A 24612-nucleotide genomic window follows, 5' to 3' on the forward strand; every position below is an offset into this window, starting at 1 on the left:
TATCGATGAGTAAGTCCCGTTCAGTTTCACCCAGGCTGTCGCGAATAGTGGCCGTCGGCGCTGCCGCGGCCGCGCTTCTGCTGCCCCCGGCGCTGACCGGGCCGGCCAGCGCCGCCCCGGTCGCGCCGGGCGGGTCCGCCGCCGCCACCGATCCGGGCTATTACCTCGTGACTTCCACCGACCGGCAGCCCGGGGTGCTGGCCAACACGCTGGAGCGCGCCGGCTTCGACGTTCTCGAAGGTCCGCTGGACCACGGCGTGCCGGTCCTGGCGGACGCGGCCGCCGTCGCCCGGTTGAAGCACCGCGGCCTGAGCGTGCAGTACACCGGCCCGCTGTACCAGCCGGTCTCCCCCTCCCTGCTGGCCGACCCGAACACCTACTACGGGGGCTACCACACCTCCGCCGGGCACGAGGCGCACAACAAGCAGGTGTCCACCGCGCACCCCGACCTGGCCAAGCTCTTCACCATCGGCCAGTCCTGGCTGAAGACCCAGGGCCGTGGCGGGCACGACATCCAGGCCCTGTGCATCACCAAGATCCAGCAGGGTGACTGCGAGCTGACGAACACCGGCCGCAAGCCGAAGTTCACCATCATGTCGCAGATGCACGCACGGGAACTCGCCACCGGCGAGTTGTCGTACCGGTGGATCGACCACCTGATCAACAGCTACGGCACCGACAGCGGCATCACCGCGCTGATGAACAGCACCGAGCTGTGGGTCATCCCGATCGCCAACCCCGACGGCGTCGACATCGTCGCCTCGAACTCCACCCGGCCGGTCGCCCAGCGCAAGAACGCCCACGACAACGGCTGCACCGGCACGGGCCGCGGCGTCGACCTGAACCGCAACTCCAGCTACCACTGGGACGTCAATCAGGGCACCAAGTGCACCGAGACGTACCCTGGCACGGGCGCGGCGAGCGAGCCGGAGACCCAGGGCATCCAGAACTTCCTCGCCAAGATCTACAAGGACACCAAGCCGGCCGCCGACTTCAGCGCGGCCAGCACGTCGACCACCGGCGCCTTCATCACCGTGCACAGCTACTCCCAATTGGACATCTACCCGTACGGGTGGACCAACCAGCTGGCGCCGAACAACAACGACCTGCGAACGATCGCCGTGGCGATGGCCCAGGCGAACCACTACGACGTCGTCCACGGCGACGGCGGTCTGAACTACTTCGCCCCGGGCGCCACCGACGACTGGATCTACGGGCAGCTGGGCGTGCCGGGCTTCACCATCGAGGTGGGCCCGGGCAGCGGCAGCTGCGGTGGTTTCTTCCCGGCGTACTCCTGTATCAACAGCTTCTGGCAGCTCAACCTGCCGGCATATCTGGCCACCGCCAGAGCTGCCGCCGCGCCGTATCCGACCGGCCACTGAATTCGCTTCGCGACGGGCGCCACACCACATCGGCGCCCGTCGCCAGGCGGCAGACCCGGAAACGTGATCAAGCACCTCCGACTGCGCCCGAGCCGAGCGCGATGCGGACGAAGGCGGCGAGTGCCGCCCCGCGTCGCTGTGCCGGCCAGGCGAGCAGCAGCCGGCTCGGCGCCGCATCCTGTACCGGCACGCACACCACGTCGCGCCGGAGTTGGCCCTGTAACGACGCCGGCAACAGTGCGGTGGCACGGCCGAGCGCGACGAGTTGCATCGCCGCGGCCGGGTCGCGGGCGATGCGGGCGCTGGGAAGCAGGCCGGCGGCCACGTCGGCCAGCCGCAGCGTCGCGGCGCCGGCCAGCGGGTGGTCACCGGCCAGCGCGACAACCTGCGGCTCCACCAGAAGCACCTCGCTGTCGAGTCGGTCCAGGTCCGGCTGGTGCCCGTACACAAAGGCCGCGTCCGCGGCGCCGCGACGCAACAGATCCGGCTGTTCGCCGGCGGCGCAGGGCACCAGCTCCACCTCGACGGCGCACGGGTCGTCGCGGTACGCCGCAAGGATCGGCGCCAGCAGGCCGCCGTCGCCGCCGGGCTTGAGCGCCAGCCGCAGCCGGGGCCGCGCCGCCGTTCGGGCCAGCGCGACCGCGGTGTCGATCGTGTCCAGTGCCCGGCGCCCCTCGGCGAGCAGCACCTCACCGGCCGCGGTGAGCGCCACCCGGCGGCTGGTGCGCTCCAGCAGCACGACCCCGAGCCGCCGTTCGAGCCGGCTGATCGCCCGGGACAGCGGCGGCTGCGCGATGCCGAGCCGCTGCGCCGCCCGGCCGAAGTGGCAGGTCTCGGCCACCGCGACGAAGTACGCCAGTTCCCGCGTCTCGATGCGATCCATACCCGCAGGGTATCGGTGCGGTGCGCTGATCGGTGTTGGTCACCGCCGCGACCGGTGTTGTGCTGGCAGCATGATCGCACTCGTCACCGGAGCCAACCGCGGCATCGGCCGCGCCATCGCCGAACAACTCGCCGCCTCGGGGAACACCGTCCTGGTCAGCGGCCGCGACCTCGCCCGCTGCGCCGAGGTCGCCGCGGAGATCGGACCGCGCGCACACCCGCTGGCGCTGGACGTCACCGGCCAGTCGACCGTCGACGCGGCGGCGGACCTGATCGGCCGGCGGTTCGGCCACCTCGACGTCCTGGTCAACAACGCCGGCATCAGCGGCCGGCTCGGCGTGCTACCCAGCGGTGCCGCCCTGGCGGACGTGGCCGCGGTGTTCGACACCAACGTCCTCGGCGTCATCCGGGTCACCAACGCGATGCTCCCGCTGCTGCTCCGCTCGCCGGCCGGCCGGATCGTCAACGTCAGCAGCGGCGTCGGCTCGCTGACCCGGATGAGCGACCCGGCCGACTACCTCGCCGGGATGCCGGCCATGGCCTCCTACCCGCCGGCCAAGTCCGCGCTCAACTCGCTGACCATCCAGTACGCCAAGGAACTGCGAGGCACCGCCATCCTGGTCAACGCGGCGGACCCGGGCCTGTGCGACACCGACTTCACCCGCCCGCTCGGCCGGCCGGTCGACCGGACAGCCGCGCAGGGCGCCGCGATCGCGGTGCACCTGGCCACCCTGCCCGCGGACGGGCCGACCGGCACGCTGTCCAACGACGACGGCCCGGTGCCGTGGTAGCGGACTGATGGCAACCCGGCGCGCTCGCCCGATCGGGTGAGTGGTTTGGCGGGTCGGGCGGTTGACCGTGATCATTGGACAGTGATGGGCTAGTCGCGATTAGTAACCGTTTCGGGCGGGAGGCTGGCGCGAGTGGGAGTCATGCTGCGGTTGACGCAGGCCGCGGCGGGCGACGGTCAGCACGTGGTGACCACGCGCGTCACCGGGCTGGCGGGATACGCGGAGGCGTCGGCGACGAGCCGGTTCGAGCTGTCGATCACGGACGAGGACCGGGAGCGGATCCGCTGGTACCTCGAGGACTTCCTGGAGTATCCGCTCGACCCGGCGCCGGCGATCGCGGCCGATGTGGAGGGTCGGCTGGCCGAGATCGGTAGCCGGCTGTTCGACCTCGTCTTCGCCGGCGAGGAGGCGCGGGAGCTGTGGGCGGGCCTGCGCGGCGTGCTGCACACGGTACGGGTCGAGGTCGCCTGCGAGGTCGACGCGGCGGCGATGCTGCCGTGGGAGCTGCTGCGCGATCCGCGCACCAACCGGCCGGTGGTGCTGGAGGCCGCCGAGTACGTCCGGGTCAACGCCCAGCCCGCCAAGCGGGTGCCGCTGCCGGCGGCCGACGACGGCGGGCGGCTGCGGGTGCTGCTGGTGATCTGCCGGCCGGGCGGCGGCGACGACGTGCCGTTCCGCTCGGTGGGTGCGCTGCTGCTCAAGACCGCGCAGGCCCGGGAGGTCCTCGACCTGACGGTGCTGCGGCCGCCGACGTTCGCCGCGCTGTCGACGGTGCTGGAGCAGGCACACGACGCCGGGCGGCCGTTCCACGCCGTGCACTTCGACGGGCACGGCACCTACCTGCCGTCGAGCCGGGTCGGTGCCGGCGCCGGGGTGCAGACCGGCGCGGCCATGTACGGGCTGCTGTCGCCGCTGCGCGAGGGCACACACGGGTACCTGCTGTTCGAGGATCCGACAACGGCGCGGAACCAGCAGCTGGTCGACGGCCCGGCGCTGGGCGCGCTGCTGGCGCGTACCGGTGTCGGGGTGCTGGTGCTCAACGCCTGCCGTTCGGCGTACGCGGAGGCCGCCGAGCGGCCGCGCACCGACCGGGACGGCGACGTGCACGCGCTGGTGCGCGGGTACGGGTCGCTCGCGCTGGAGGTCAGCGACGCCGGGGTGGCCGGGGTCGTGGCGATGCGGTACAGCGTCTACGTCGTGACCGCGGCGCAGTTCGTCGCCGACCTCTACGCCGCGCTGCTGGCCGGGCGCTCGCTGGGCGGCGCGGTGTCGGCGAGCCGGCGCCAGCTGGCCGCGCAGCCGAACCGGTCGATCGCGTTCGACCCGCGCCCGTTGCAGGACTGGTCGGTGCCGGTGGTCTACGAAACGGCGCCGGTGACGCTGCTGCGGCGCGCGGCGCCGGACGAGGTGCGGATCACGGTGGGCCGGCCCGGCGCCGGCATGGCCGACGCCGGCACCGCCGGGCTGCCGGCCGGGCCCGAGGTCGGCTTCTTCGGCCGCGACGAGACGCTGCTGGCGCTGGACCGGGCGTTCGACACCGACCGGATCGTGCTGCTGCACGCATACGCCGGCAGCGGGAAGACGTCCACGGCCTCGGAGTTCGCCCGCTGGTACACGGCGACCGGCGGGCTCACCGTTCCGGCCGGCACCGTACGCGGTGTGGTGCTGTTCTCGTCGCTGGAGCACCACACGCCGTTGGTGGCGCTGCTCAACCAGCTCGGCGCCGCGTTCGACCCGGTGTTGCAGGCCAACGAGATCCAATGGCTGAGCCTCTCGGACGACAAGCGGCGGGAGGTGGCCCTCCAGGTGCTGGCGCAGGTGCCGGTGCTGTGGATCTGGGACAACGTCGAGCCGGTCGCGGGGTTCCCGGCCGGGACACGGTCGGCGTGGACCGCGGACGAGCAGCGCGAGCTGCGCGACTTCCTCCAGGCGATGTCGCGGACCCGGGCGCGGGTGCTGTTGACCTCGCGGCGCGACGAGCGCGGCTGGCTCGGTGACCTGCCCACCCGGATCCGGCTGCCCAGGATGCCCATGCGGGAACGCATCCAGTTCACTCAGGAGCTGGCCACCCGGCACGGCCACCGGATCACCGACGTGGCGGACTGGCGGCCGCTGCTGCGCTACAGCGACGGCAACCCACTGACCATCACGGCGGTGGTCGGGCAGGCGCTGCGCGCCGGATACACCACCAAGGCGCAGATCGAGGAGTTCGTGGCCCGGCTGCGGGGCGGCGAGGCCGACCTGGACGACGCCGACGAGGCGCAGGGCCGTTCCCGGTCGCTGGCCGCGTCGCTCACCTACGGGCTCACGGCCGCGTTCACCGAGCAGGAGCGCACCCAGCTGGCGATGCTCGGCGTGTTCCAGGACACCGTCGACGTCGACGCCCTGGTGGGCATGGGCGCGGAGGGCAACCCGTCGGCGGTGCCGGCGCTGGCCGGGCTGACCCGCGAGGCCGGGATCGCCCTGCTCGACCGGGCGGCCGAGATCGGGCTGCTCACCGCCCTCGGAAGCGGCTACTACGCGATCCACCCGGCACTGCCGTGGTTCTTCCGCCGGCTCGACGCGGTCGCGGGGAGCCCGGACACGGCGGACCGGGCGCAGGCGGCCTACGTCGCCATCATCGCCGAGCTCGGAAACGCCTATCACCGCTGGTACATCGAGGGCCGGGCCGAGGTGATGGACGTGCTGCGGATAGAGGAGGCGAACCTGCTCCGCGCGCGGTACCTGGCCCGCGCCGCCGGCCGGTGGCATGACGTCATCAAGTGCATGCAGGGCCTGCGTAACCTCTACGGACAGACCGGGCGCGGCGCGGAGTGGGCCCGCCTCGTCGACGAACTCGTGCCGGACCTCGTCGACCCAGACACCGACGGCCCCCGTCCCGGCCCGACCGAGGTGTGGGGACTGCTGACCGAGTACCGGGTCGAGATCGCCGTCGCCGGCCGGGACTGGAGCACCGCGCTGCGGCTCCAGCACGCCCGCGTCGAACACAATCGGCGGGAGGCCGCCCCGGCGCTCGCCACCGCACCGGACCGGCGCACCGACAACGACCGCAACCGCATCCGTACCCTCGCCGCCTGCGAGCAGTCCCTCGCGAACGTGCTGCTCGAGCAGCAGGACCCCGGCTGCGTGACCCACCTCGAGCGCGCCGCCGAGCTGACCCGCGCCGTCGGCGACCGCCAGGCGGAGGGCGTGGTCGTGTTCAACCTCGGCCACGCCTACCTGGAGATCCCGGCGCTGCGGGACCTGGACCGGGCCGAGCACTGGTACCGCCGCGCCCTCGACCTCGCCGACGACGGCGACCGCCTCCGCAAGGCCCGCGCCGTCGGGGAGCTGGGCCGGGTCGCGTCCGAGCGGTTTCTCGACGCCGGCGCCGCGGGGCAGCCGAAGGAGGTGCTGCTGGAGCACCTCAACGCCGCCGCCGCCGCGTACCAGGAGGCCCTGAAGCTGCTTCCCGCCGACGCCAACCCGGACCTCGCCACCGTCCACCACCAGCTCGGCATCATCTACACCCGCGCCGGCGAGTACGACACCGCGTTGAACCACTACCAGCAGTCCATCCGCCTGGAGGAGGTGGCCGGCAACCGCTACGGCGCCGGGCAGAGCCGCCAGACGGTCGCGGTCCTGTTCGCCCGCACGGGCCGCATCGACGACGCGCTGCTGTACGCCCGCGCCGCCCTGGCCGACTTCGCGCCGTACGGCGCCGGCGCCGCCGCCGCGATCGCGCAGGTAAAGAAACTCATCGCCCTGCTGGAACAGCCCGACGACCCGACACCGAGCGGAGCACCATGAGCAGCGCGGCGAACACCGGCAAGCCGTACCGGCCGGACCCGGTGCCAGGCTGGGGTGACGCCGTCGCGTCCTGGCCGTGGCAGCCCTGGCTGGAGCACGACGTCCAGCTCGGCTGGAGGAAGGCCGGCGGCTGCCCGTACTGCGGGCACACCATGACCGTCTACCAGACCCGGCAGCGCTACGCCTCGCCGGACGAGTGGAAGCACGCACGGTGCAACTGCGGGCACGCCCACGAGGGCCGCCCGGCCGACGAACCCGTCAAGGGCTGCGGCCAGCAGGCCGACATCCGGGCGGCGTCGTGACCGGGCTGTCGCGCCCGCACGAGCCCGGCCCGCCCGACGCCGCCGAGTGGGACAAGGCCGCGATCACGTTCGCCACCGAACAACTCACCCGGGTACGGGCGTCGGCGACCGCCTGGACCGGCACCGTCGGCACGCTGCTCGGCCTGTTCGGCGCGGTCGCCGTCGTCGGCGGCGGCACCACGAAGCTCGCCGACGTGCCGGATCCGGCGCTGCGCTGGGTCATCGTCGGCCTGGTCGCGGTCGCCGGGGCCCTGGCCGGTATCTCCGTCGTGACCGGGGTACGGGCCGCGCAGGGCGCCAGCCTCCGGACCTCCGACAACTGGTCGGGCAGCGCCTACCGGGCCGCCGTGGTCAGCAACACGGCCGACGCACTCGACTGGCTGCGGTGGGCCCGGTGGACCGGCCTCGGCGCCGCGCTCACCGTCTTCTCGATCGGGCTGCTCGGGCTGATCAGCGTCGCCGCACAGCCGAGCAAGCCGGCCACCTCGACCGCCGTCGTCGTCGACCAGGCCGGCACGGCCCGCTGCGGTTCGATCGGCCGCACCGCCGACGGGCGGCTCACCGTGAACGGCACCCCGGCGGCAAACGTCCGCGACATCACCCCGGTCACCGCCTGCCCGGCCTCCTGACGTTACGCGTCCCACCAGCGGTCGGTGCCGCAGCCGACCTCGTAGTACCACCAGCCGTTCGACTCGCCGTCGTCCAGGACCCGCTTGATGTCGCGGAAGTCGGCGTCGGCCGGCACGTCGAGGGCCACCAGCGGCAGTTCCGGACCGAACACCTCGCCGCCGAGACCGAACCGCGCGAACTGCGCGTGCACGGCCGCCGCGCTGCCGGCCAGGGGTCCGGCGCGCTCCGGCAGTACCCGGATCACGCAGTGCCCGGACTCCCGCACCCTCCCCCGCGCCCAGCGCACGCCCTCGGCGTTCGTCTCGAACCGGACCACGTCGCCCTGCGCCACGCCGTCCTGGAGGAACGGCACGTTCTCCACCCGGGCCGTGTCGGCGGTCAACTCCGTCGCCCACAGGCCCTCGGTGTCGTACGGCAGCCACCCCTCGCGGGGCGCGAACCTGAACCAGATCTTGACGGCGCCGCCGGCGGGGCGCTCGTGCACGTCGGACGCGGAGGTCATGCGGTTCATCCTCCACCGCCTATGGCCCCAGCTTGACGAACCACGGCGGGACGAACGGGTCGGGAGCGTTCGGCGGCAGGTTGACCGGGGCGTCCCGGGGGCCCTTCGAGCTGTTGCAGAACGTGCAGGCCGGCGTGATGTTGGGGTCGGTCAGGTCGCCGCCGCGCACCCGGGCTGTGACGTGGTCGAGGCTCGTCGCAGAATTCGTCCGGCAGTAGGAGCACACCGGCGTCGGCAGGCTCCGGTCGGCGTGCACGCCGATGTTGTAGTCCCGCAGCATGCCACCCGTGATGCGCTTGCCGGCGCCGTTGCCGCCCGCCGAGCCGGCCGGGATCTCGTAGAAGGGCTGGCCGCCGAGGGTGCAGCCGATCGGCGTGTTGATGTTGTGCACGAGGACCGGTGCGCCGTTCGCGACGACGTAGAACGTGTGCTCGCCGGCGACGGTGAGGTTGTGCACGGTGGTGCGGCGGCTGCGGTCCGAGACCGCGGTGACCTGGACGTAGGTGCCGGACGAGGTGCGCAGCAGGTCACCGGTCTCCAGGTCGCCCGCCTCGGCCCAGCGGTGCTCGCGCGACAGCCAGAACGGGTGCCCGGCCGTCGCCGTGATCGGCTTACCGCCGGCAACGGAGATGTCGACGAGGTCCTTGTCGCCGGTCCCGGCGATCGACGTCGTGACGGTGGCCGCCGTCGGGGTGGCGTCCGGGTCGTTCTCCGGTACGGCCAGGACGCGGTCGCCGGGCCGGACGTCGGCGATCCGCCTGCGGCTGCCGTCGGCCATCAGCACCTGGGTGTCCGGCGCGAAGCTGTTGGACATGCAGCCGGCGGCCTTGGCGCCCTTGCCGAGCCGGGAGAAGACCGCACCGGCCAGGCCGGAGGCGCAGCCCAGCGCCGCCGAGCCGCCGACGCCGCCCCAGCCCCAGTCGACCTTGCGGCCGGACAGCCGCTGCCCCAGGAAGTCGAGCGCGCCGTCGGAGAATCCGCCGACGAGGCAGCCGACCAGCAGCGGGTTGTTGCCGGACGGGTCGGTCGCGTTCGTCGGGGAGTTGCCCGCGTAGGCGTACAGGTTGAGGCCGCCGGCGGGGCCGATCGGGTCCTCGCTGATGAACCGCTGTAGCTCGGGGTCGTAGTAGCGGGCCCGGTGGTAGGAGAGCCCGAAGTCGTCGCGCTCCCGGCCGGTCCAGGTGAACCGGTTCGTGGTCGCCTCGCCGGTGCGGGTCTGCACGCCGTGCGGGTCGTACGCGTACTCGGCGCGCAGCGCGCCGGCCGAATCGCCGAGCGCCACGGTGGAGCCGGTCAGGTCGGTGAGATACGTCCGCTGCCCGGCGGCGTCCCGGCGCGAGAACCACTCGTCGGTGCCGCCGGCCATCAGGTCCGTGGTGCGCGCGCCGGAGCGTTCCTGGACCGGGTCGGCACCGTCGCTGACGGTGGTGGTTCCGGTGGCTCCGACGGTGCGTTCCGCCCGGCGGCCGAACGCGTCGTACCGGTAGGACTCGGAGGACTCGGGCCGGCCGACGCCGGTGAGCCGGCCGCGGTTGTTCCAGTAGTAGGCGGTGTTGCCCTGGCCGACCAGGTTGCCGTCGTCGTCATAGGTGAGCGAGTGCCCGCCCGCGGACGTCAACCGGTTCGCGGCGTCGTACTGCAGGCCGGTCCGCGGCGCGGGCAGGTCGACGCGGGCCAGGCTGCCCTCGACCGAGGCGACCCGGCCGGCCACGTCGTAGGTGTAGGTCAGCGTGCCCTTGTCCGCGCCGCCGTGCCGGTAGGTCAGGCCCAGCACCTGACCGGCGGCGTCGTAGCGGGTCACCCGGCTCCAGCCGCCGGGCAGCCGTACCGTCTGCGGGCGGCCCGTGGCGTCGCGCTCCTCGACCTCGACCACGTCGTCGCCCTGCTCGATCCGGCGCAGGGTGTTGTCGTCGTCGTAGGCGTACCGGGCCACGACCCGGTCGTCGATCTTCAGGGTCTCGCGGCGGTCGATCGCGTCGTAGCCGTAGCCGACGCCCGGCCGCGACGACTGGATCCCGGTGAGGCGGTCGAACCGGTCCCAGCCGATCGTCGTGACCTCGCCGCCCGCCTCCGTGATGCTGACCGGCCGGCCCACCGCGTCGAAGCCGTGCGTGACGGCCGAGGCGCCGGCCGTGCCCTTGCCGTAGGTGATCTGGGTGGTCCGGCGTACCGGGTCGGGGACGATGCCGGTGACGCGCCGGCCCCGGGACTCGAACTGTTGCAGGCGCCCGGCGCTGTCGTACTGCCAGGTGTCCGTCTTGGTCAGCGGATCGGTGGCGGCGCTGACCTGGTCCGACGGGCCGTACTGCCAGGAGGTCCGGTTGTTCCGGGCGTCGGTGATGCCGGTGAGGTTGCCGTTGTCGTCGTAGTCCAGCCCGGTGGTGTTGCCCAGCGCGTCGCTCACCTGCTTGACCTGGTTGAGCTGGTCGTACCGCAGCCGGGTCTCCGCGCCGGCGGCGTCGGTGACGGCGATCGGCCGGCCCGCGGCGTCGGTGAACTGCCGCACCACCCGCCCGAGCGGGTCGGTCACCGAGGCCAGGTCTCCCCCGCGGTAGTCCAGCGTGGTGACCCGGTCCGCCGGGTCGGTCACCGTGCGGACCTGACCGGCGGAGGTGTAGGTGAGCCGGGTGGTCCTGTTCATCGCGTCGGTGACGGTCCGCAGGTCACCGTCCTGCTCGTAGGTGTAGCCGGTCTTCTGGTCGCCGAGGCCGTAGAAGAACAGCGGCTGGTCGTAGGGTCCGCCGTAGACGTAGTGGGCGACGCGCCGCCGGCCGTCCTCGCCCTCCAGCTGGTAGACGTCCTCGAGCCGGCCCTCGGGGTCGTAGTCGAGGCGGGTACGGCGGTTGAGCGGGTCGACCACCGCGGTGATCTGCTGGTGCTCGGACCGCTCGTACCGGGTGGTGGCCTGCGCCGCGGTGCCGTACGCGGCGGTGTCGGTGACCACCGCGCCGGCGGCGTTAAACTCGACCCGGCGCACGGTGCCGTCGGGCTGGGTGACCCGGGTCGCGGTGACCTTCCCGGCGGCGCTCAGCTCGTACGCGAACTGGTAGACGACGCCGCCGGGCAGAGTCTGCTTCTGTACGCGGCCGTTGGCGTCGTACTCGTTGGTCAGGTAGGTGACGTTGCGCGCGTCGGTGGCGGTCTTGAGCCGCTTGTCGTCGTCGTAGGTGTACCGGGTGACCTTGCCGGCCGGGTCGGTGACGGTCTCCAGCAGCCCCTGCCGGGTGTAGGTGTATGCGACCGAGCGTCCGATGTTGTCGGTGGCGGTCCGCACCCGGTTGCTGTTGTCGTAGGCGAAGCGGATCCACCGGCCGTTCGGCGAGGTGACCTGCGTGAGCCGCGTGCTGTCGTAGCTGAGACTCACCCGGTTGCCGTTGCGGTCGCGGACCGCGGCGAGCTTGTCGTAGAGCGGGATCGCGAAGACCATGCCGTCGCGGCGGGTCAGCACCCAGCCGGAGCCGTCGCCGAACGCGGGGTCCTTGGCGTACCTGACCCGGGCACCGAGCCACTCGCCGCTGGTGTCGACGGCCTCCAGGATCACCTTGTTGAAGCCCGTCTCGGCGTTCACGCGCACGAAGTGCACCTTGCGCCCGCCGGGCAGGTAGAGATCGACCTCGTTGTACTGGTCCTCGGAGTGGAAGAACATGCCGTACTGCCCGAGCCAGCCGATGCCGAAGTCGCGCTTGCGGTCGTCGGCCTGCCAGTAGTTGCGGGTGACCGCGATCGGGAACGTGTCGCTGACCGACAGGTCGGTGTGCGAGTCGGTGAGCCGTCCGGTGGACAGGTCGACCGGGTCGCCGTCGAGCCAGTCCATGGTGTCGGAGAAGACCGACTCCAGCCAGGCGGCCGCGTTCGCCGAGTTGAACATGGCGCCCGTGAACGACCAGATGCGGGTCTTCGCGTCCGGCACGACCTGGCGGCCGTCCGCGGTGACCTCGCCGCGGCCGTACACGTGCCAGCCCTTGCCCTCGGGGTCATAGCTCCAGAAGTCGACCCGCGTGTGCGGTGCCAGCTTCGTGTAGTTGGGGTAGACGACCTGCGCGCCGTTCGGGAACACGGTGGCGCCGCCCGGCTGCACGGTGAAGTAGGTCGGCACGATGCCGTTCTTCGGCAGCGGGAACGGTGCCCGGTCCAGCGGGATCGGCGTGATGCCGAGCTCGTGCACCACCTCGCCGTTCCGGTCGCGGATCACCGATCCGGCGGGGATGCGCACCTCGAGGCCAGGGATCTTCGGGGTGGTGAGCACGAGGTCCTCGGCGAGCGGCGCGCCGACCCGCACCATGTGCTCGGTGTCGAGGCGCTGCATCCAGACCGTGTACGGCAGCACCGTCGTGTGCCCGGACCGGGCGGTCACCTTGATCTCGAAGATGCCGTACCGGTCGGTGCCGGTTCCGGCCGCGGCGCCGTCGACCACCAGGGTGGCGTCGCCGGGACGCACGCCCGCGAGCAGGAAGCGGCCGTGCCGGTCGGTGGTGGTCCGCACCTCGCCGATCGAGGCGCTCGCGCCGGCGAGCGGGGTGCCGTCCAGCTTGAGCATGTGTCCCGAGACGGCGGTGGTACCGGCCGGTGCGCGCAGCGCGGCGGGCGTGCCGGCGCGTCCGCGGTGTGCCAGCCAGTCGGTGCCGGCGAGATTGGCCGGTTCCGGCGTCCAGGTCTTCGGGTCGGTCCCCGGGCGCGGGTCCGGCGCGGGGCGCGGCGCGGCCGGCGCGGCGGCGGGCATCGCGGCGCCACCGCCGGCGCCGGCGGCCGCCGGCCGCGTGGCCAGGGCGAGGGTCAGCGCTCCGGTGCCGGCCTGGTTCGGGTTCAGCACCAGCTGGAACGTGCCGCCGGCCTCCGGCAGGTCGGGCAGGTCGGCGCCGACGAGGTTGCGCAGGCTGACGGTGCCCAGGTCGGTGCCGGTCGGGCCGTAGAGCGTGGCCGAGGTGTAGGACGGGAGCCCGTTGGCGGTGACGTTGAGCCGCAGTTGCCGCTGCGCGCCTGTCGCGGTGAAGCCGATCCGGGCGTTCTGTCCGCGCCGGGAGATCGTCACGGTCCGGGCGGTGCCGCCGACGGCCAGGGTGCCGCCGTCGAGCTCCGCGCTCAGTGACACCCGGACGGTGCCGGTCGCCGCGTTTGTCGGCGCGACGAGGATCCGGTGCCGGCCGGGACCGAGCGGCGGCAGGTCGAGGTCCCGCGCGGCGTTCCGCCCCACCGACTGCCGGTCGCCGACCTGCCGGCCGTCCGGCCCGTACACGTACGCGTAGACGGACTGGGCGAGGGCGTTGTCGATCAGAACGCTGGACCGGTCGCCGTTCGCGGCGTCGAAGCCGATCGCCGCGTCCTGGCCCGCCCGCGGCACGGCGACCGCGACGGTGTCGCCGTCGCGGGTCACGGTGCCACCGTCGACCTGTGCCGAGTGCGTCAGCGTGACCGCACCGGTACCCACGGCGTCGGGCGCCACGACCACGCGGTACCGCCCGCCGGCGGGCAGTTGGAGCCGCAACGACCCGCTCTCCCCGCTGGAGAGACGCTCCTTCAGCGTCCCTCCGTCCGGGCCGGCGACCGGGAGGTTGTCCGGCCCGAGCAGGGTGACGTCGGCGCCGACGGTCAGCGTGTTGCCGGTGATGCCGAGCTGCGCCGACTGTCCGGAGACGCCGTCGAACCAGGCCTCCGCGTTCTGGCCCGCCCGCGCGATGGTGGCGGTCCGCGCCGCGCCGCCGCGCGTCACCTCGCCGGCGGAGGCCCAGCGCGAGAGCGTGGAGGTGATCGAGCCCAGCGCGGCGCCGCCCTCGTCGATGACCACCCGGTACGCGCCGTTCATCGGCAGCGCCGCGATGTCCAGGCTCTTGGAGGTACGGGCGGAGAGCGTCCACCGCACGCCGACCGGTTCGCCGGTCGGGCCGGCCACGTAGACCTCGGCCGTGTTCGGCAGGTTGTTGCCGGTGAAGCCGAGGCTGACCGCGTCGCCCTCATTGGCGTCGAAGGCGAGCTGGACGTCCTGCCCCGGCAGGGTCGTGGTCGTGGTGACGGCGTCGCCGGTCGCGGTGACCTCCGCGCCGAGGGGCTCGCTGAAGCTGACCGACAGGCTGCCCGTTCCGGTGGCGATGCGCGGGTCGATGACCAGCGCGTACGTCTGCCCGGAACGCAGGCCCCGCAGGTCGAGATCGAACGACGCGGTGCGGGCGTCCTCGCCGTCGGGCACGTCGAGTCCGTCCGGCGAGATGACGCGGACGCCGACCGCGCCGCCGAAGCTCGCCGCGATGTCGCTGACGCCGATGGACAGGTTCTGCCCGGCCGGCGCGTCGAAGAGCAGCACGGCCACCTTGCCGGCGGTGTCGATCCGCACGGTGGCGGTCCGGCCGATCTCGGCACGGGCGTACGACTCGATCGTCGCGGGATCCACCGTGGCCGGCGGGACGAAGAAGTCGGCGGCGCTGGTGGCGGTGCCACGCGGGCTCGCCACCTGTACCCGTCCCCCGGTCGCGCCGTCCGGCACCCGGAACCGCAGCGTGGTCGCGGTCGCCGAGACGAGGTTGACGGCCTGCCCGCCGAGGGTCACCACGTCGTTGCCCAGGGTCGAGTCGAAGTTGCGCCCGGTCAGCGTCACCTCGGTACCGGCCGAGCCGCTCGCCGGCGTCATGGCCGTGATCTCCGGCCCGCCCGGCAGCACGCGGAACGCCGCGCTGTCGGCGGTGGAGCCGCCGGCGGCGACCCGGATCGCGCCGGTGGCCGCGGTCGCCGGCACCTCGACCGTCAACGACGTCGGCGTCGCCGAGGAGACCGGCGCCGTGACGTTGCCGCCGAAGGTCACCGTGTTGCCGGCCGTGGTGGCGGCGAAGCCGGTGCCGGTGATGGTGACTCTCGCGCCCGGCGGCGCCGCGGCCGGGATCACGCTCAGGACGGAGAGCCGGCTGGACGGGAACCGGTCGACGCCGGCGGTGTTGCCCGCGGCGTCGTAGGCGTACCGCGCGGTCTCGCCGCCGGGCTGGGTCACCCCCACCAGGCGCCCGGCGGCGTCGTACGCGTAGCCGGCCGGCCCGGGCGCGGCGAGCCGCGCCTGGCGCACCGGCCCGGCGGCTTCCACCGGGCCGCGGGCGGCGGCCGGGGGAACCGCCTCCGCCGGTGCCGGCCCGGCCGCGAACGACTCGGCCGGTGACAGTGACGCGACGAGTGTGCCGGTCAGCACAAGCGCGAGGGCGCGGCGACGCATGCGCACGATGAACTCCCCGTTCGACGGCAGGACGACGACGAATTCTGCGGCCGGACAGGGACGCATTTGAATATGGCGTTCGCCCTATGTTCGGGGCGCGCGGCCGTCGATAACTTCCGTTCCTGAACGCCGTCATCGCCTATGCGCCAGGAGAAATCGTGCCCAGATCTGGTCTACCGGCCGCACTCACCGCCACCGTCACGCTGGCCGGCGCGCTGCTCCCCTCGGCCGCCGCCACGGCCGCCCCGGCGGCGTGGGAGACCGTGGTGCTGCAACTTCCGGCCGGCGCCGACGTGGTCGAGGTCCAGGACGTCAACAACGGCGGGGAGGCCGTCGGCACGGTCGACCTGCGCGCCGTGGCCTGGGACGACGCGGGCCGGATCCGCTACCTGCCGCGGCTTCCCGGCTTCGAGTGGAGCCGGGCCGAGGCCGTCAACGACGCCGGCGTCATCGTGGGTTCGGTGGAGTACGAGAGCGGCCCCGCGCCGCACGAGCGCGCGGTCCGCTGGAACACCGACGGCACCATCACGGTGCTGGCCCCGAACGCGACCGACGCGACCGAGGCCACGGCGATCAATTCCGCGGGCGTGATCGCGGGAGCGCGCGGCGGCGTGCACAGGCCGGTGCGTTTCACCGGCGGCGCGACGGTCGACCTCGCCGGTCTCGGCTGGGTCACCGACATCGCCGACAACTCCGGCGCGACGGTCACCGGCACCGTCTCGGCCGCGCACTGTCCGCCGTGCACCGCGTACGCGTTCCGGCAGAGCGGCACCGCCGCCCAGGTCCGGCTGCCCGGAACCGAGGACCGGGTGTCGATGGGCGCCGGCGTGAACCGCACCGGCACCCTGATCGCCGGCAGCCTGGACACCCACGCCGCGACCTGGAAGCGCGTCACGTCGGGCACCCCGCCGCAGACCCGGTGGGTGCTGACCGACCTCGGCGAGGCGAGGGCGGGCGCGCCGACCACCCCGGAGGGCATGAGCGCCGACGGCCGCTACCTCGCGGGCGACGCCACCGTCGACGGCGCGCGGCGCGCGTTCGTGCACGTCGGCGGCGCCTTCACCCTGCTGCCCGGCAACCATGCGAGTGCGACGGCCGTCAACGACTCCGGCACGGTCGCGGGCACGCTGCGCCCGAACGGCAGCGGCACGGACGCGCCGGTGCTGTGGCGCCGGACGGCCTGAGGCTCAGCCGAGGAGCGGTTCGACCCAGGACGTCGTGCCCGCCCGGGGCGGCACGAAGAAGTAGCCGCCGCCGACGGTCAGGGTGTAGCGGCCCAGCCGCTCACCGGCGAGACGTCGCTGCACCGCCTCGAACCCGGAGGCCAGATCCTTCTGGTACGCGGTGAAGAGCAGCCCCTGCTCGTCGCGGCCCCGGAACGAGTAGCCCCGCCGCGCCAGCGGCGCCACGCTGCCGTCCCGCGGATTCGCGCGGCGCACGTGCGCGTCCAGCGGCGTGCGCCGCCCGTGCGGGTCGGCGGCGTAGCCCGGCTCCGCGCCCGCCGGCCTGCCGTCGAGCCAGGTGCCGTCGCGCCGCCGCCCGATGATGCGCTCCTGCTCGGCCTCGGTATCCCGGTTCCACAGCTCGGTCGCGAACTGGATCACGCGCACCACGAGGTAGCTGCCCCCGATCGCCCAGGCGGGCTCGCCCTGCCGGTCACCCACCCGCACCACCTCGGCGCCCGCCGGGTTTCCGTGCCCCTCGACGAAGCCGAACAGGTTCGTGGCGACGGGCCGCCCGGCGTCGACGCGCGCGGCCTCCCGGAACCCGGACATCCGCCACCGCACGCCGAGATCGTCCGCGATCGCCTCCGCCTCGCGGGCGGCCTCCTCGGCGGTGTCGGCGCCCACCTGGACGAGCACGTCACCGTGGCAGCGCCGCGGGTCCAGCACGTCGCCGGGGAACGACGGCATGGCCGCCAGTTGCCGAGGCCGAAGCGCGGCGAGCCCGGCCCGGTCGAAGAGCGAGGCGCCGAGCGCCACGGCGGTCTCCACGCCGGCGGCGGCCGATTCGGTGCGCTCCGCGAGGCGGCGCAGGGCGCCCGCGACACCCTGGCGCCCGGAGCCCGGCAGGTCCAGGGCGGCCAGCACCGTGTGCGGCCGGGGCGGGGCACTGAGCAGCTCGGCCCGGGCACGGCCCGGCCGGGGTGCCGAGCAGCCACCGGCCAGGCCGACCGCGCCGGCGATCACCGCACGGCGGGTGAGTGCGTGTTGCCGACCCGGCACGTGACCACTCCTCGAGGCAGCCCAACCAACGTCAGCGAGGAAGGTAGCGGCGGCGGCCGCCGGACGGCATAGGGCGAACGCGATATCTTTCCGATCAGCCTCCGCTCATCGCGGCGACCCGGGCGCCGTGCCGGGTGCGGGCCGCGATCGGGTCCGGCAGGAGCAGCTCCACGTTGCGGTCCGTGAGCTCGCCGCGGCGGGCGTCGGTCCGGTTCGACAGGTCGTTGGCGGACAGCTCGCGGGAGAGCGAGGCCAGCGCGACGGTGTCGGTCAGCCGGCCGCGCCGGGAGATCGGTCCGCCGTGGTCGACGATCGTGCAGAAGATCGACAGGGTGTCGTCGAGGTTGTCGGTGACCTCGAGGACCCTCGACTGCTGGGGCCAGTCGATGTGCGCGGCCGTGTTGATCTCCCAGAAGCCGCCGGCGACGACCGCGCCGGACGGGCGGGCGTGGGAGAGCACCTGGTTGCGGTGCGTGTGCCCGTTGACCCAGCCGATCACGTTGGGATAGCGCAGCAGCAGGTCCCGCACCTGCGCGCCGCCGAGCCGGCCGGTGCCGTCGGACACGTTGGTCATCGAGCCGATGGTGTGGTGACTGAAGATCATCACGTACTGGTCGGCGCCGTGCCGGCGGCGCACCACCTGGCCCGACGGGGACAGCCACTGCCGGCTCGCCGCCTGGAGCCGCGCCTCCAGCCAGGCGAACTGCTCCGGGTCCAGCGACCCGTCCGGGCCGCCGCTGCTGGTGACCGTGTCCAGCACGATGCCGCGCACCCGCCCCCGGTCGAACGTGTAGTAGGCGGTCCCGGCGGACAGGTTCGCGGCCGTGAACCCGTGCCCGACGGGCCCGCCGGTGGTCTTGAAATGCTCCTCGATGGTGGTGCCGCGGTCGACGATCCGGCGCCGGGGGTCGGGCGCGACGAACCGACGGCCGCCCTCGGCGAGCTGTTTCGCCACCGCGGCCGGGTCCAGCCGCAGCAGCCCGACGATGAACTGCACCTGCACGGCCAGCGGCGCCGCCAGGATCGACGGCGGCAGGCTGGTCAGCTTCAGCGGGCCGGTCGCGATCTGCCGCAGCAGGTCGTTGGCGGGCAGGTTGCCCTGCACCAGGCCGTCGTGGTTGCCGTAGACGGCGTACCACGGCAGGTGCAGGCCGGCCGCCCGGAACGGCTTGCGGGCGGCGTCGAGCAGGCCCGGCACCCGCGGGAACCCGAACTCGGCGGTGAGCACGCCGAACCCGCTCTCCGGATGCCAGTAGACGGGGTCCGGCGCCACGTCGTCCAGCACGCCCTCGTAACGCCCGGTGTCGCCGGAGTCCGGGCGCACCACGCCGCCGTCGAGCAGGTCGATGTACCAGCGCAGCTCGTTGAACTGGCAGTTGTCGGTGTTGTCCCCGGTGACGACGGCGAACCGCACCGGCGCGCCGGTCGCCGGTCCGCGGCGCACCTCCCGCAGGGCGAGCACCGACGCGTTCGCCACCTGCGCGCTCAGCAGCTCCTGTGGACGGTGCGCGCTGGCGAACTCCGACAGGCCCGGCACCTGGCTGTAGCGGTCGAGGTACTCGAACCGGGCCGGCGACTGCGCGTCCATCACGTGCACGTCGGTGAGCTGCGTGAAGCAGGTCAGGACCCGCCGGTGCCGGCAGAAATGGCGGGAAACGCCGGCCAGGTCCCCACGGAACAGGTACGGCTCCCCGGCCGCGGCGGTCAGGGGCGCGTAGCCGCCCGCGCCGGCCGGCCCCCGCACGATGGTGCGCGCCAGCGTCGTCCCGGCACCCCGGCGCGCCCCTGCGGACGCGGGCGGCGCCGCGTACGGATCAAGGGTGCCGGCAACCGTCAGCCCGGCCGCGCCGAGCGCGCCGCCAAGGATCGAACGCCTGGTAAGTCCCACGGCTAACCCCTTCCGAACCGCCTCGTCGCAGTCCCTCCACGATTTCCGGCATGTTTCGGGACCGCAATCAGCCGAAGCGTCCTTTGTCGACTCAGGGCGACCATCCATCGTGGGCGCTCGAAGGCCGCGCGCCGACTCCGCTTGCGCTCAGGCCGTGGTGGGCGTGCGGACGGTTGCCCGCTGTGGCCAGACGCAGCAGGCGACGATCGCGAGGATCGGGACCAGCGACAGGATGGCGAGCGGCTCGGCCCCGAAGAACACGAAACCGCCCCAGTACACCGAGGGACCGTGGCCGTTGCGATGGGTGTTGGCCAGCAGGGAGCCGGTCGAGGTGGGGATGTTGCCCAGACAGGCCGGTGCGAGCATCAGCAGCGTGGCAACGCAGAGTCTTGAGTACGTCCGCTGCCGGCCGGGCTCGTAGCGGCGCATGCGCTTCGAGGTGTAGAGCCCGAGCAGGGCGCCGAGCAGGGCGCCGGCCAGGCCGCCGAGGATGGTGTCGCGCAGGTGGCCGGGCGGCTCGGACCACATCAGGTCGAGATTCAGAGCGGACGGGTTGGATTCGGCCTGGGTGATCTGCACGGCGGCGAGATAGCCGGTGCGCGTGCCGGTCACCTCGGCGAAAGCGTCGGGCGCGGTCCGCGGACCATCGCGGTGGACCGTGGTCCGCACGTCCTGCCAGCCGTGTGCGCGCATCTGCCGGGTGACGGCGGCGGCGACCTGCTCCACGCCGGCTTGCGGGGGCATCATGCCGGTCACACTGGTCCGGCCGACACGTACGCCGGTACCGCCGAACAAAGTGTTCTTGCTGTACGGGTTCCAGAAGGTGTGCCGCCCGTACCGGTCGGCCCTGTCGTCGAAAGGGACCGGCAGGACCGTGGGCGCGAGGCCGATCGCTGTGGTCTTGTCCGGCGCCATCGGGTCCACGTCCCGCCAGGCCAGCCACGAGCCGAGCGCGATCCCGCTCAGCCCACCGAGCACGGCCGCGAATGCCGCGATCACGAACGCCCGGCGCCCGAACTCGGCGAGACGTCGTCCGAGGCCGTGCCGCAGCAGCAGCGCGGCCTCGCGCGCGGCCGGCCGCGCTCGGCCAGGATCAGCGGCGTCGAGCAGCGTCGCGAGAATCTCCGGACCACGCTCGTGCCGATACGTTCGGGGGTAGGCCGACAACCACCGCCGGTACCTGCGGGCCAGGCGCATGGTGCGGATGTCGTCGGGCATGTTGATCCCTTCAGGGGCCGGCGATGGCACCGGGGGTCGATTCAGGCAGGGCGGGGAGCACCGGCGGAGCGGGCTCCGCTCAACCGCTGGGTGACCATCCGTGCGTCGCGGCGCATCTGCTCGGCCTCGGCGGCCAGTGCGGCGATGCCCGGATCGGTCAGCCGGTAGTAGCGGCGGAGCCTGCCGTCGACGGTCTCCTCACGGTCGACCTGGACGAGGCCCTCGTCGTTGAGCCGGTCGAGTGCCGCATACAACGTGCCGGCGGCGAGGCGGGTCCTGTCGCCCGACAGCCGCGCCACTTCCTTGATCACCGCGTACCCGTGCAGCGGGGCCGGGGCGAGCGCCGACAGGATCAGAAAGCTCGGTCGCCGCATGCTCGCCATGGCCGCCAATATACAGTTGATCGTTCTATAGACGAAGCCAGGCATCGATGCGTTGGCGACGACGGCTGGGCGGGGCCCGGCACCGTCGCCAGGCCCCGCCCTCCTCTGTCACGCCGCGTGGCGGTAGCCGGCCGGGCGGCTGGTGAAGTCGCCGCGGCCGTGTGTCCGGCTGCGCAGCTGGGTCGCGTAGCCGAACAGCTCGGCCAGCGGCACGACCGCGGTGACCGCGCGACCGGTGGAGCCGGTCACCTGCGCCCGGCGGGCCGCCAGGTCGCCCAGCACGGCGCCGAGCGCGTCGGCCGGGGCGGTGACCACGACCTCCGCGACCGGTTCCAGCACCCGCAGCTCACACCGGGCCAGCGCCGCGCGCAGCCCGAACCGGCCGGCCGCGCGGAACGCCAACTCGGACGAGTCCTTCACGTGCGTGGCACCGTCGGTCAGGGTCACGGTGATGCCGACGACCGGGTGACCGGCCAGCGGCCCGCCCGCCAGCGCCTCCCGGCAGCCGGCCTCGACCGCGCGGACGTACTCGGCCGGCACCCGGCCGCCGGTGACGGTGGAGGCGAACGCGAAGCCCGTCCCGTCGGCGGGTGCCACGTCGAGCACGACGTGGGCGAACTGGCCCGCGCCGCCGTCCTGCTTGACGTGCCGGTACGGCACGCCCGTCACGCCGCGCACCACGGCCTCCCGGTAGGCGACCTGGGGACGCCCGACCGTCACCCGCAGGCCGGTGTTGCGGTGCAGCGTCGTCACCGCCACCTCCAGGTGCAGCTCGCCGAGGCCGGACAGCAGGATCTGCCCGGTCTCCGGGTCGGCCCGCACCGCCAGCGACGGGTCCTCGCCGGCCAGCACGGCGAGCGCGGGCAGCAGGCGTTGCGCGTCGGCGCGGGTGCGGGCCTCGACCGCGACGGACACCACCGGCTCGGCCACCCGCGGCGCCTCCAGCCGCACCGGGTGTGCCCGGGTGGACAGCGTCGTACCCGCCCGTGCGGCCTTGAGCCCGGCCACGGCGACGATGTCACCGGCGACCGCCCGGCCGACCTCGGCGTGCCGGTCCGCCTGCACCCGCACGATCCGCGACACCCGTTCGGTCCGGCCCGTTGCCGCGTCCCACACCACGTCACCCTTTCCGATCGTCCCGTCGTACACCCGCAGGAAGCAGAGCCGGCCGGCGCGCTTGAAGACCAGCGCCACCGGCGGCGCGCCCGGGTCCCCGGCCGGGCCGGGCAGGTAGTCGACCACCGCGTCGAGCAGCGGCTCGACGCCGATGTTCCGGTACGCCGACCCGCACAGCACCACGACGGCCTCGCCCGCGCGGGTCAGCTCCCGCAGCGCCGTGACCAGCGTCCGCCGCGACATCGCACCCAGCTCCTCCAGCGCGGCCGGGTGCCGCTCCGCGACCGCCTCCTCCAGCTCGCGGCGCGCCTGCCGGGCCTGCTCGTCGTCGGCGGGCTCGGCGTGCGGCACGCCGCCGGGCCAGGTCAGCCGGCGCATCCCGACCAGGTCGACGACGCCGCGGAAGCCGCCCTCGGCGCCGATCGGCAGCTGCACCGCGAGCGCGGCGACGCCGAGGCGGTCGCGGATGGACGCCACCGTCGCGGCGAAGTTCCCGCCCGGCCGGTCCAGCTTGTTCACGAACGCCAGCCTGGGTACGCCGTACCGGTCGGCCTGGCGCCACACGGACTCGCTCTGCGGCTGCACCCCCGCGACGCCGTCGAACACGGCGACCGCGCCGTCGAGCACCCGCAGGGACCGCTCGACCTCGTCGGAGAAGTCGACGTGGCCGGGCGTGTCGATCAGGTTCAGCCGGTGGTCGGCCCAGTCGCAGCCGACGGTGGCCGCGAAGATGGTGATGCCACGTTCCCGCTCCTGCGGATCGAAGTCGGTGACCGTCGTGCCGTCGTGCACCTCGCCACGCTTGTGGGTGGCGCCGGTCGCGAACAGGATCCGCTCGGTCAGTGTGGTCTTTCCGGCATCGACGTGTGCCAGGATGCCGATATTCCGTACGCGCATGATCTCGGTCTTTCGGTGGGCTGTGGACACAGACGGCGCCCACCCGGCCCACACGAACGCGTGGGTCAGGTACGTCCAGCCCCGGTGGCGCGGCCGGGGCCGGGCACACCAGACACGAGAATCAGCTCGAAACGTGACACGGGGACGACGACAACGGTGCGGTAACCCACGGCGCTGCCCTCCCCTCACTTCACGTCGGTCCCACGACGGTAGGCACCTGGCCCAGCACTGTCGATCGAATATCCGTTACGGCGACCCGGTCAGCAGGCGGCCCATCGTGTCGGCCGCCTTGAGGGCCGAGCCGGTCAGGACGGTCACCGTGGTCTCGCCGCGGCGTAGGGTGCCGCGGCGCAGGAACTCGCGGATCGCCGGGAGCACGATCGAGCTGGTCGGCTCCGCGTAGAGGCCGCGGTGGGCCAGTTCGAGCGCGGCCGGCGCGATCTCGTCCTCCGGCACGGCCGCCATGTCGCCGGCGGACTCCCGGACGGCCGCGAGTACCTCGCGGTCGCGCACCGGCGCCGCGATCGCCGTGCCCTCGGCGACCGTCGGCGTCCACTCGCGCGCGGTGACCGTGGCGGCGCCGGCGGCGAAGGCGGCGACCAGCGGGGCGCAGTGTGCCGGCTGGGCGACAAGCAGGCGCGGGCGGCGGGTGATCGCGCCCGAGCGCAGCAGCTCGCCGAAGCCGATATGGCAGCCGAGCACCAGGCTGCCGGCACCGGCCGGCAGGACGACCGCGTCCGGCGCGGCGAAACCCAGGTCCTCCCAGATCTCGTACGCGATCAGCTTCGTGCCCTGCAGGAAGAACGGGTGCCAGTTGTGGCTGGCGTAGAAAGTGGCGGCCGAGCGCCGCACCGCCTCGTCGGCGGTGGCCTGCCGCGTGCCCGGCACCAGGTCGACGGCGGCGCCGTGCGCCCGGCTCTGCTGAATCTTGGCGGGCGACGTCGACTCGGGCGCCAGGATCGTGGCGCGGATGCCGGCGGCCGCGGCGTAGGCGGCCACCGACGAGCCGCCGTTGCCGCTGCTGTCCTCGAGCATCTCGGCGACGCCCTGCCGGGCCAGGGTGGAGACCATCACGGTGGTGCCGCGGTCCTTGAAGCTGGCGGTCGGGTTGAACCATTCCGGCTTGACCGACAGCGGCACCCCGTCGACCTCGAACGGCAGCAGCGGCGTGCACCCCTCGCCGAGGCTCACCGGCCGGTCGTAGGCCAGCGGCAGGGCGGCCGCGTAGCGCCACTGCGACCGTACGCGGGTGTCGACGTCGGCCCGGTCGATCCCCGGCAGGTCCTCGACCAGCAGGGGTGAGCCGTCGTCGCCGCGCCAGCGCGGCTCGTCCAGGGGGTAGCGCCGCCCGGCCCGGTCCACCAGCATTCCCTGATCTTGCCAGACCACCGGGCGGGCGCCGCGATCCCGTTAGGGTC

The 24612-nt window shown here is 73.5% G+C and carries 15 protein-coding genes; 6 read left to right on the forward strand and 9 right to left on the reverse strand.

Going from position 1 to position 24612, the window contains the following annotated elements:
• The first annotated feature begins 47 nt into the window (after positions 1–47).
• Positions 48–1382: a M14 family zinc carboxypeptidase gene (locus BJ971_RS20420; RefSeq protein WP_203709224.1), complete on the forward strand. Its 1335-nt coding sequence runs from the start codon at positions 48–50 to the stop codon at positions 1380–1382.
• Positions 1383–1449: 67 nt separating this feature from the next.
• Here BJ971_RS20420 and BJ971_RS20425 read toward each other — a convergent pair whose 3' ends face one another.
• On the reverse strand, positions 1450–2265 hold the full coding sequence (locus tag BJ971_RS20425) for a LysR family transcriptional regulator (RefSeq protein WP_221478813.1): 816 nt from the start codon (positions 2263–2265) through the stop codon (positions 1450–1452).
• Positions 2266–2335: 70 nt separating this feature from the next.
• On the opposite strand from BJ971_RS20425, the gene BJ971_RS20430 reads away from it, so the two are divergent.
• The 4 genes from BJ971_RS20430 to BJ971_RS20445 all read left to right on the forward strand — a co-directional run bounded on the left by BJ971_RS20430 (position 2336) and on the right by BJ971_RS20445 (position 7775).
• Complete coding sequence (locus BJ971_RS20430) at positions 2336–3055, forward strand: SDR family NAD(P)-dependent oxidoreductase (RefSeq protein WP_184994851.1); 720 nt, start codon at positions 2336–2338, stop codon at positions 3053–3055.
• 141 nt (positions 3056–3196) lie between these two features.
• Positions 3197–6844 (forward strand): CHAT domain-containing protein, encoded by a 3648-nt coding sequence (locus BJ971_RS20435; RefSeq protein WP_184994852.1) that lies wholly within the window; start codon positions 3197–3199, stop codon positions 6842–6844.
• On the forward strand, positions 6841–7146 hold the full coding sequence (locus tag BJ971_RS20440) for a hypothetical protein (RefSeq protein ID WP_184994853.1): 306 nt from the start codon (positions 6841–6843) through the stop codon (positions 7144–7146). Before BJ971_RS20435 ends, BJ971_RS20440 begins: the two co-directional genes overlap by 4 nt.
• The gene (locus BJ971_RS20445; protein ID WP_184994854.1) at positions 7143–7775 is read left to right on the forward strand and encodes a hypothetical protein; all 633 of its coding nucleotides are present in this window, start codon (positions 7143–7145) and stop codon (positions 7773–7775) included. The genes BJ971_RS20440 and BJ971_RS20445 overlap by 4 nt, the downstream gene beginning before the upstream one ends.
• A gap of 2 nt (positions 7776–7777) precedes the next feature.
• Here the strand turns inward: BJ971_RS20445 and BJ971_RS20450 are convergent, their stop codons facing one another.
• Together BJ971_RS20450 and BJ971_RS20455 are read right to left on the reverse strand one after the other, a co-directional pair.
• A complete protein-coding gene (locus BJ971_RS20450) occupies positions 7778–8278 on the reverse strand; it encodes a DUF4265 domain-containing protein (RefSeq protein WP_184994855.1) in 501 nt (166 codons plus the stop codon).
• Positions 8279–8297: 19 nt separating this feature from the next.
• Positions 8298–15533: an RHS repeat-associated core domain-containing protein gene (locus BJ971_RS20455; protein ID WP_184994856.1), complete on the reverse strand. Its 7236-nt coding sequence runs from the start codon at positions 15531–15533 to the stop codon at positions 8298–8300.
• Positions 15534–15625: 92 nt separating this feature from the next.
• Here BJ971_RS20455 and BJ971_RS20460 point away from each other — a divergent pair, with 92 nt between their 5' ends.
• Positions 15626–16651, forward strand: coding sequence for a hypothetical protein (locus BJ971_RS20460; RefSeq protein WP_184994857.1), 1026 nt, complete (start codon positions 15626–15628; stop codon positions 16649–16651).
• A gap of 3 nt (positions 16652–16654) precedes the next feature.
• On the opposite strand, the gene BJ971_RS20465 is transcribed toward BJ971_RS20460, so the two are convergent.
• The 6 genes from BJ971_RS20465 to BJ971_RS20490 all read right to left on the reverse strand — a co-directional run bounded on the left by BJ971_RS20465 (position 16655) and on the right by BJ971_RS20490 (position 24562).
• On the reverse strand, positions 16655–17692 hold the full coding sequence (locus BJ971_RS20465) for a Dyp-type peroxidase (RefSeq protein WP_184994858.1): 1038 nt from the start codon (positions 17690–17692) through the stop codon (positions 16655–16657).
• A 94-nt stretch (positions 17693–17786) separates the two neighbouring features.
• Entirely contained in the window at positions 17787–19580 is a 1794-nt protein-coding gene (locus BJ971_RS20470) for a TIGR03767 family metallophosphoesterase (RefSeq protein ID WP_184994859.1), read from the reverse strand.
• A 147-nt stretch (positions 19581–19727) separates the two neighbouring features.
• A complete protein-coding gene (locus BJ971_RS20475; RefSeq protein ID WP_184994860.1) occupies positions 19728–20798 on the reverse strand; it encodes a hypothetical protein in 1071 nt (356 codons plus the stop codon).
• A 41-nt stretch (positions 20799–20839) separates the two neighbouring features.
• Positions 20840–21181, reverse strand: a complete 342-nt coding sequence (locus BJ971_RS20480) for a PadR family transcriptional regulator (protein WP_239087365.1) — start codon at positions 21179–21181, stop codon at positions 20840–20842.
• 108 nt (positions 21182–21289) lie between these two features.
• Entirely contained in the window at positions 21290–23248 is a 1959-nt protein-coding gene (fusA, locus tag BJ971_RS20485; protein ID WP_377885247.1) for an elongation factor G, read from the reverse strand.
• 192 nt (positions 23249–23440) lie between these two features.
• Positions 23441–24562 (reverse strand): threonine synthase, encoded by a 1122-nt coding sequence (locus tag BJ971_RS20490; protein WP_184994862.1) that lies wholly within the window; start codon positions 24560–24562, stop codon positions 23441–23443.
• Positions 24563–24612: the final 50 nt, after the last annotated feature.

The sequence above is a fragment of the Amorphoplanes digitatis genome (assembly GCF_014205335.1).
Taxonomy (GTDB): Bacteria; Actinomycetota; Actinomycetes; order Mycobacteriales; family Micromonosporaceae; genus Actinoplanes; species Actinoplanes digitatus.

Bases quoted from the DNA above. Each gene is read 5' to 3' on its own strand.
- BJ971_RS20425 (WP_221478813.1), bottom strand. From the start codon at position 2,265: ATGGATCGCATCGAGACGCGGGAACTGGCGTACTTCGTCGCGGTGGCC.
- BJ971_RS20430 (WP_184994851.1), top strand. From the start codon at position 2,336: ATGATCGCACTCGTCACCGGAGCCAACCGCGGCATCGGCCGCGCCATC.
- BJ971_RS20435 (WP_184994852.1), top strand. From the start codon at position 3,197: ATGCTGCGGTTGACGCAGGCCGCGGCGGGCGACGGTCAGCACGTGGTG.
- BJ971_RS20440 (WP_184994853.1), top strand. From the start codon at position 6,841: ATGAGCAGCGCGGCGAACACCGGCAAGCCGTACCGGCCGGACCCGGTG.
- BJ971_RS20450 (WP_184994855.1), bottom strand. From the start codon at position 8,278: ATGACCTCCGCGTCCGACGTGCACGAGCGCCCCGCCGGCGGCGCCGTC.
- BJ971_RS20455 (WP_184994856.1), bottom strand. From the start codon at position 15,533: ATGCGTCCCTGTCCGGCCGCAGAATTCGTCGTCGTCCTGCCGTCGAAC.
- BJ971_RS20475 (WP_184994860.1), bottom strand. From the start codon at position 20,798: ATGCCCGACGACATCCGCACCATGCGCCTGGCCCGCAGGTACCGGCGG.
- BJ971_RS20480 (WP_239087365.1), bottom strand. From the start codon at position 21,181: ATGGCGAGCATGCGGCGACCGAGCTTTCTGATCCTGTCGGCGCTCGCC.
- BJ971_RS20490 (WP_184994862.1), bottom strand. From the start codon at position 24,562: ATGCTGGTGGACCGGGCCGGGCGGCGCTACCCCCTGGACGAGCCGCGC.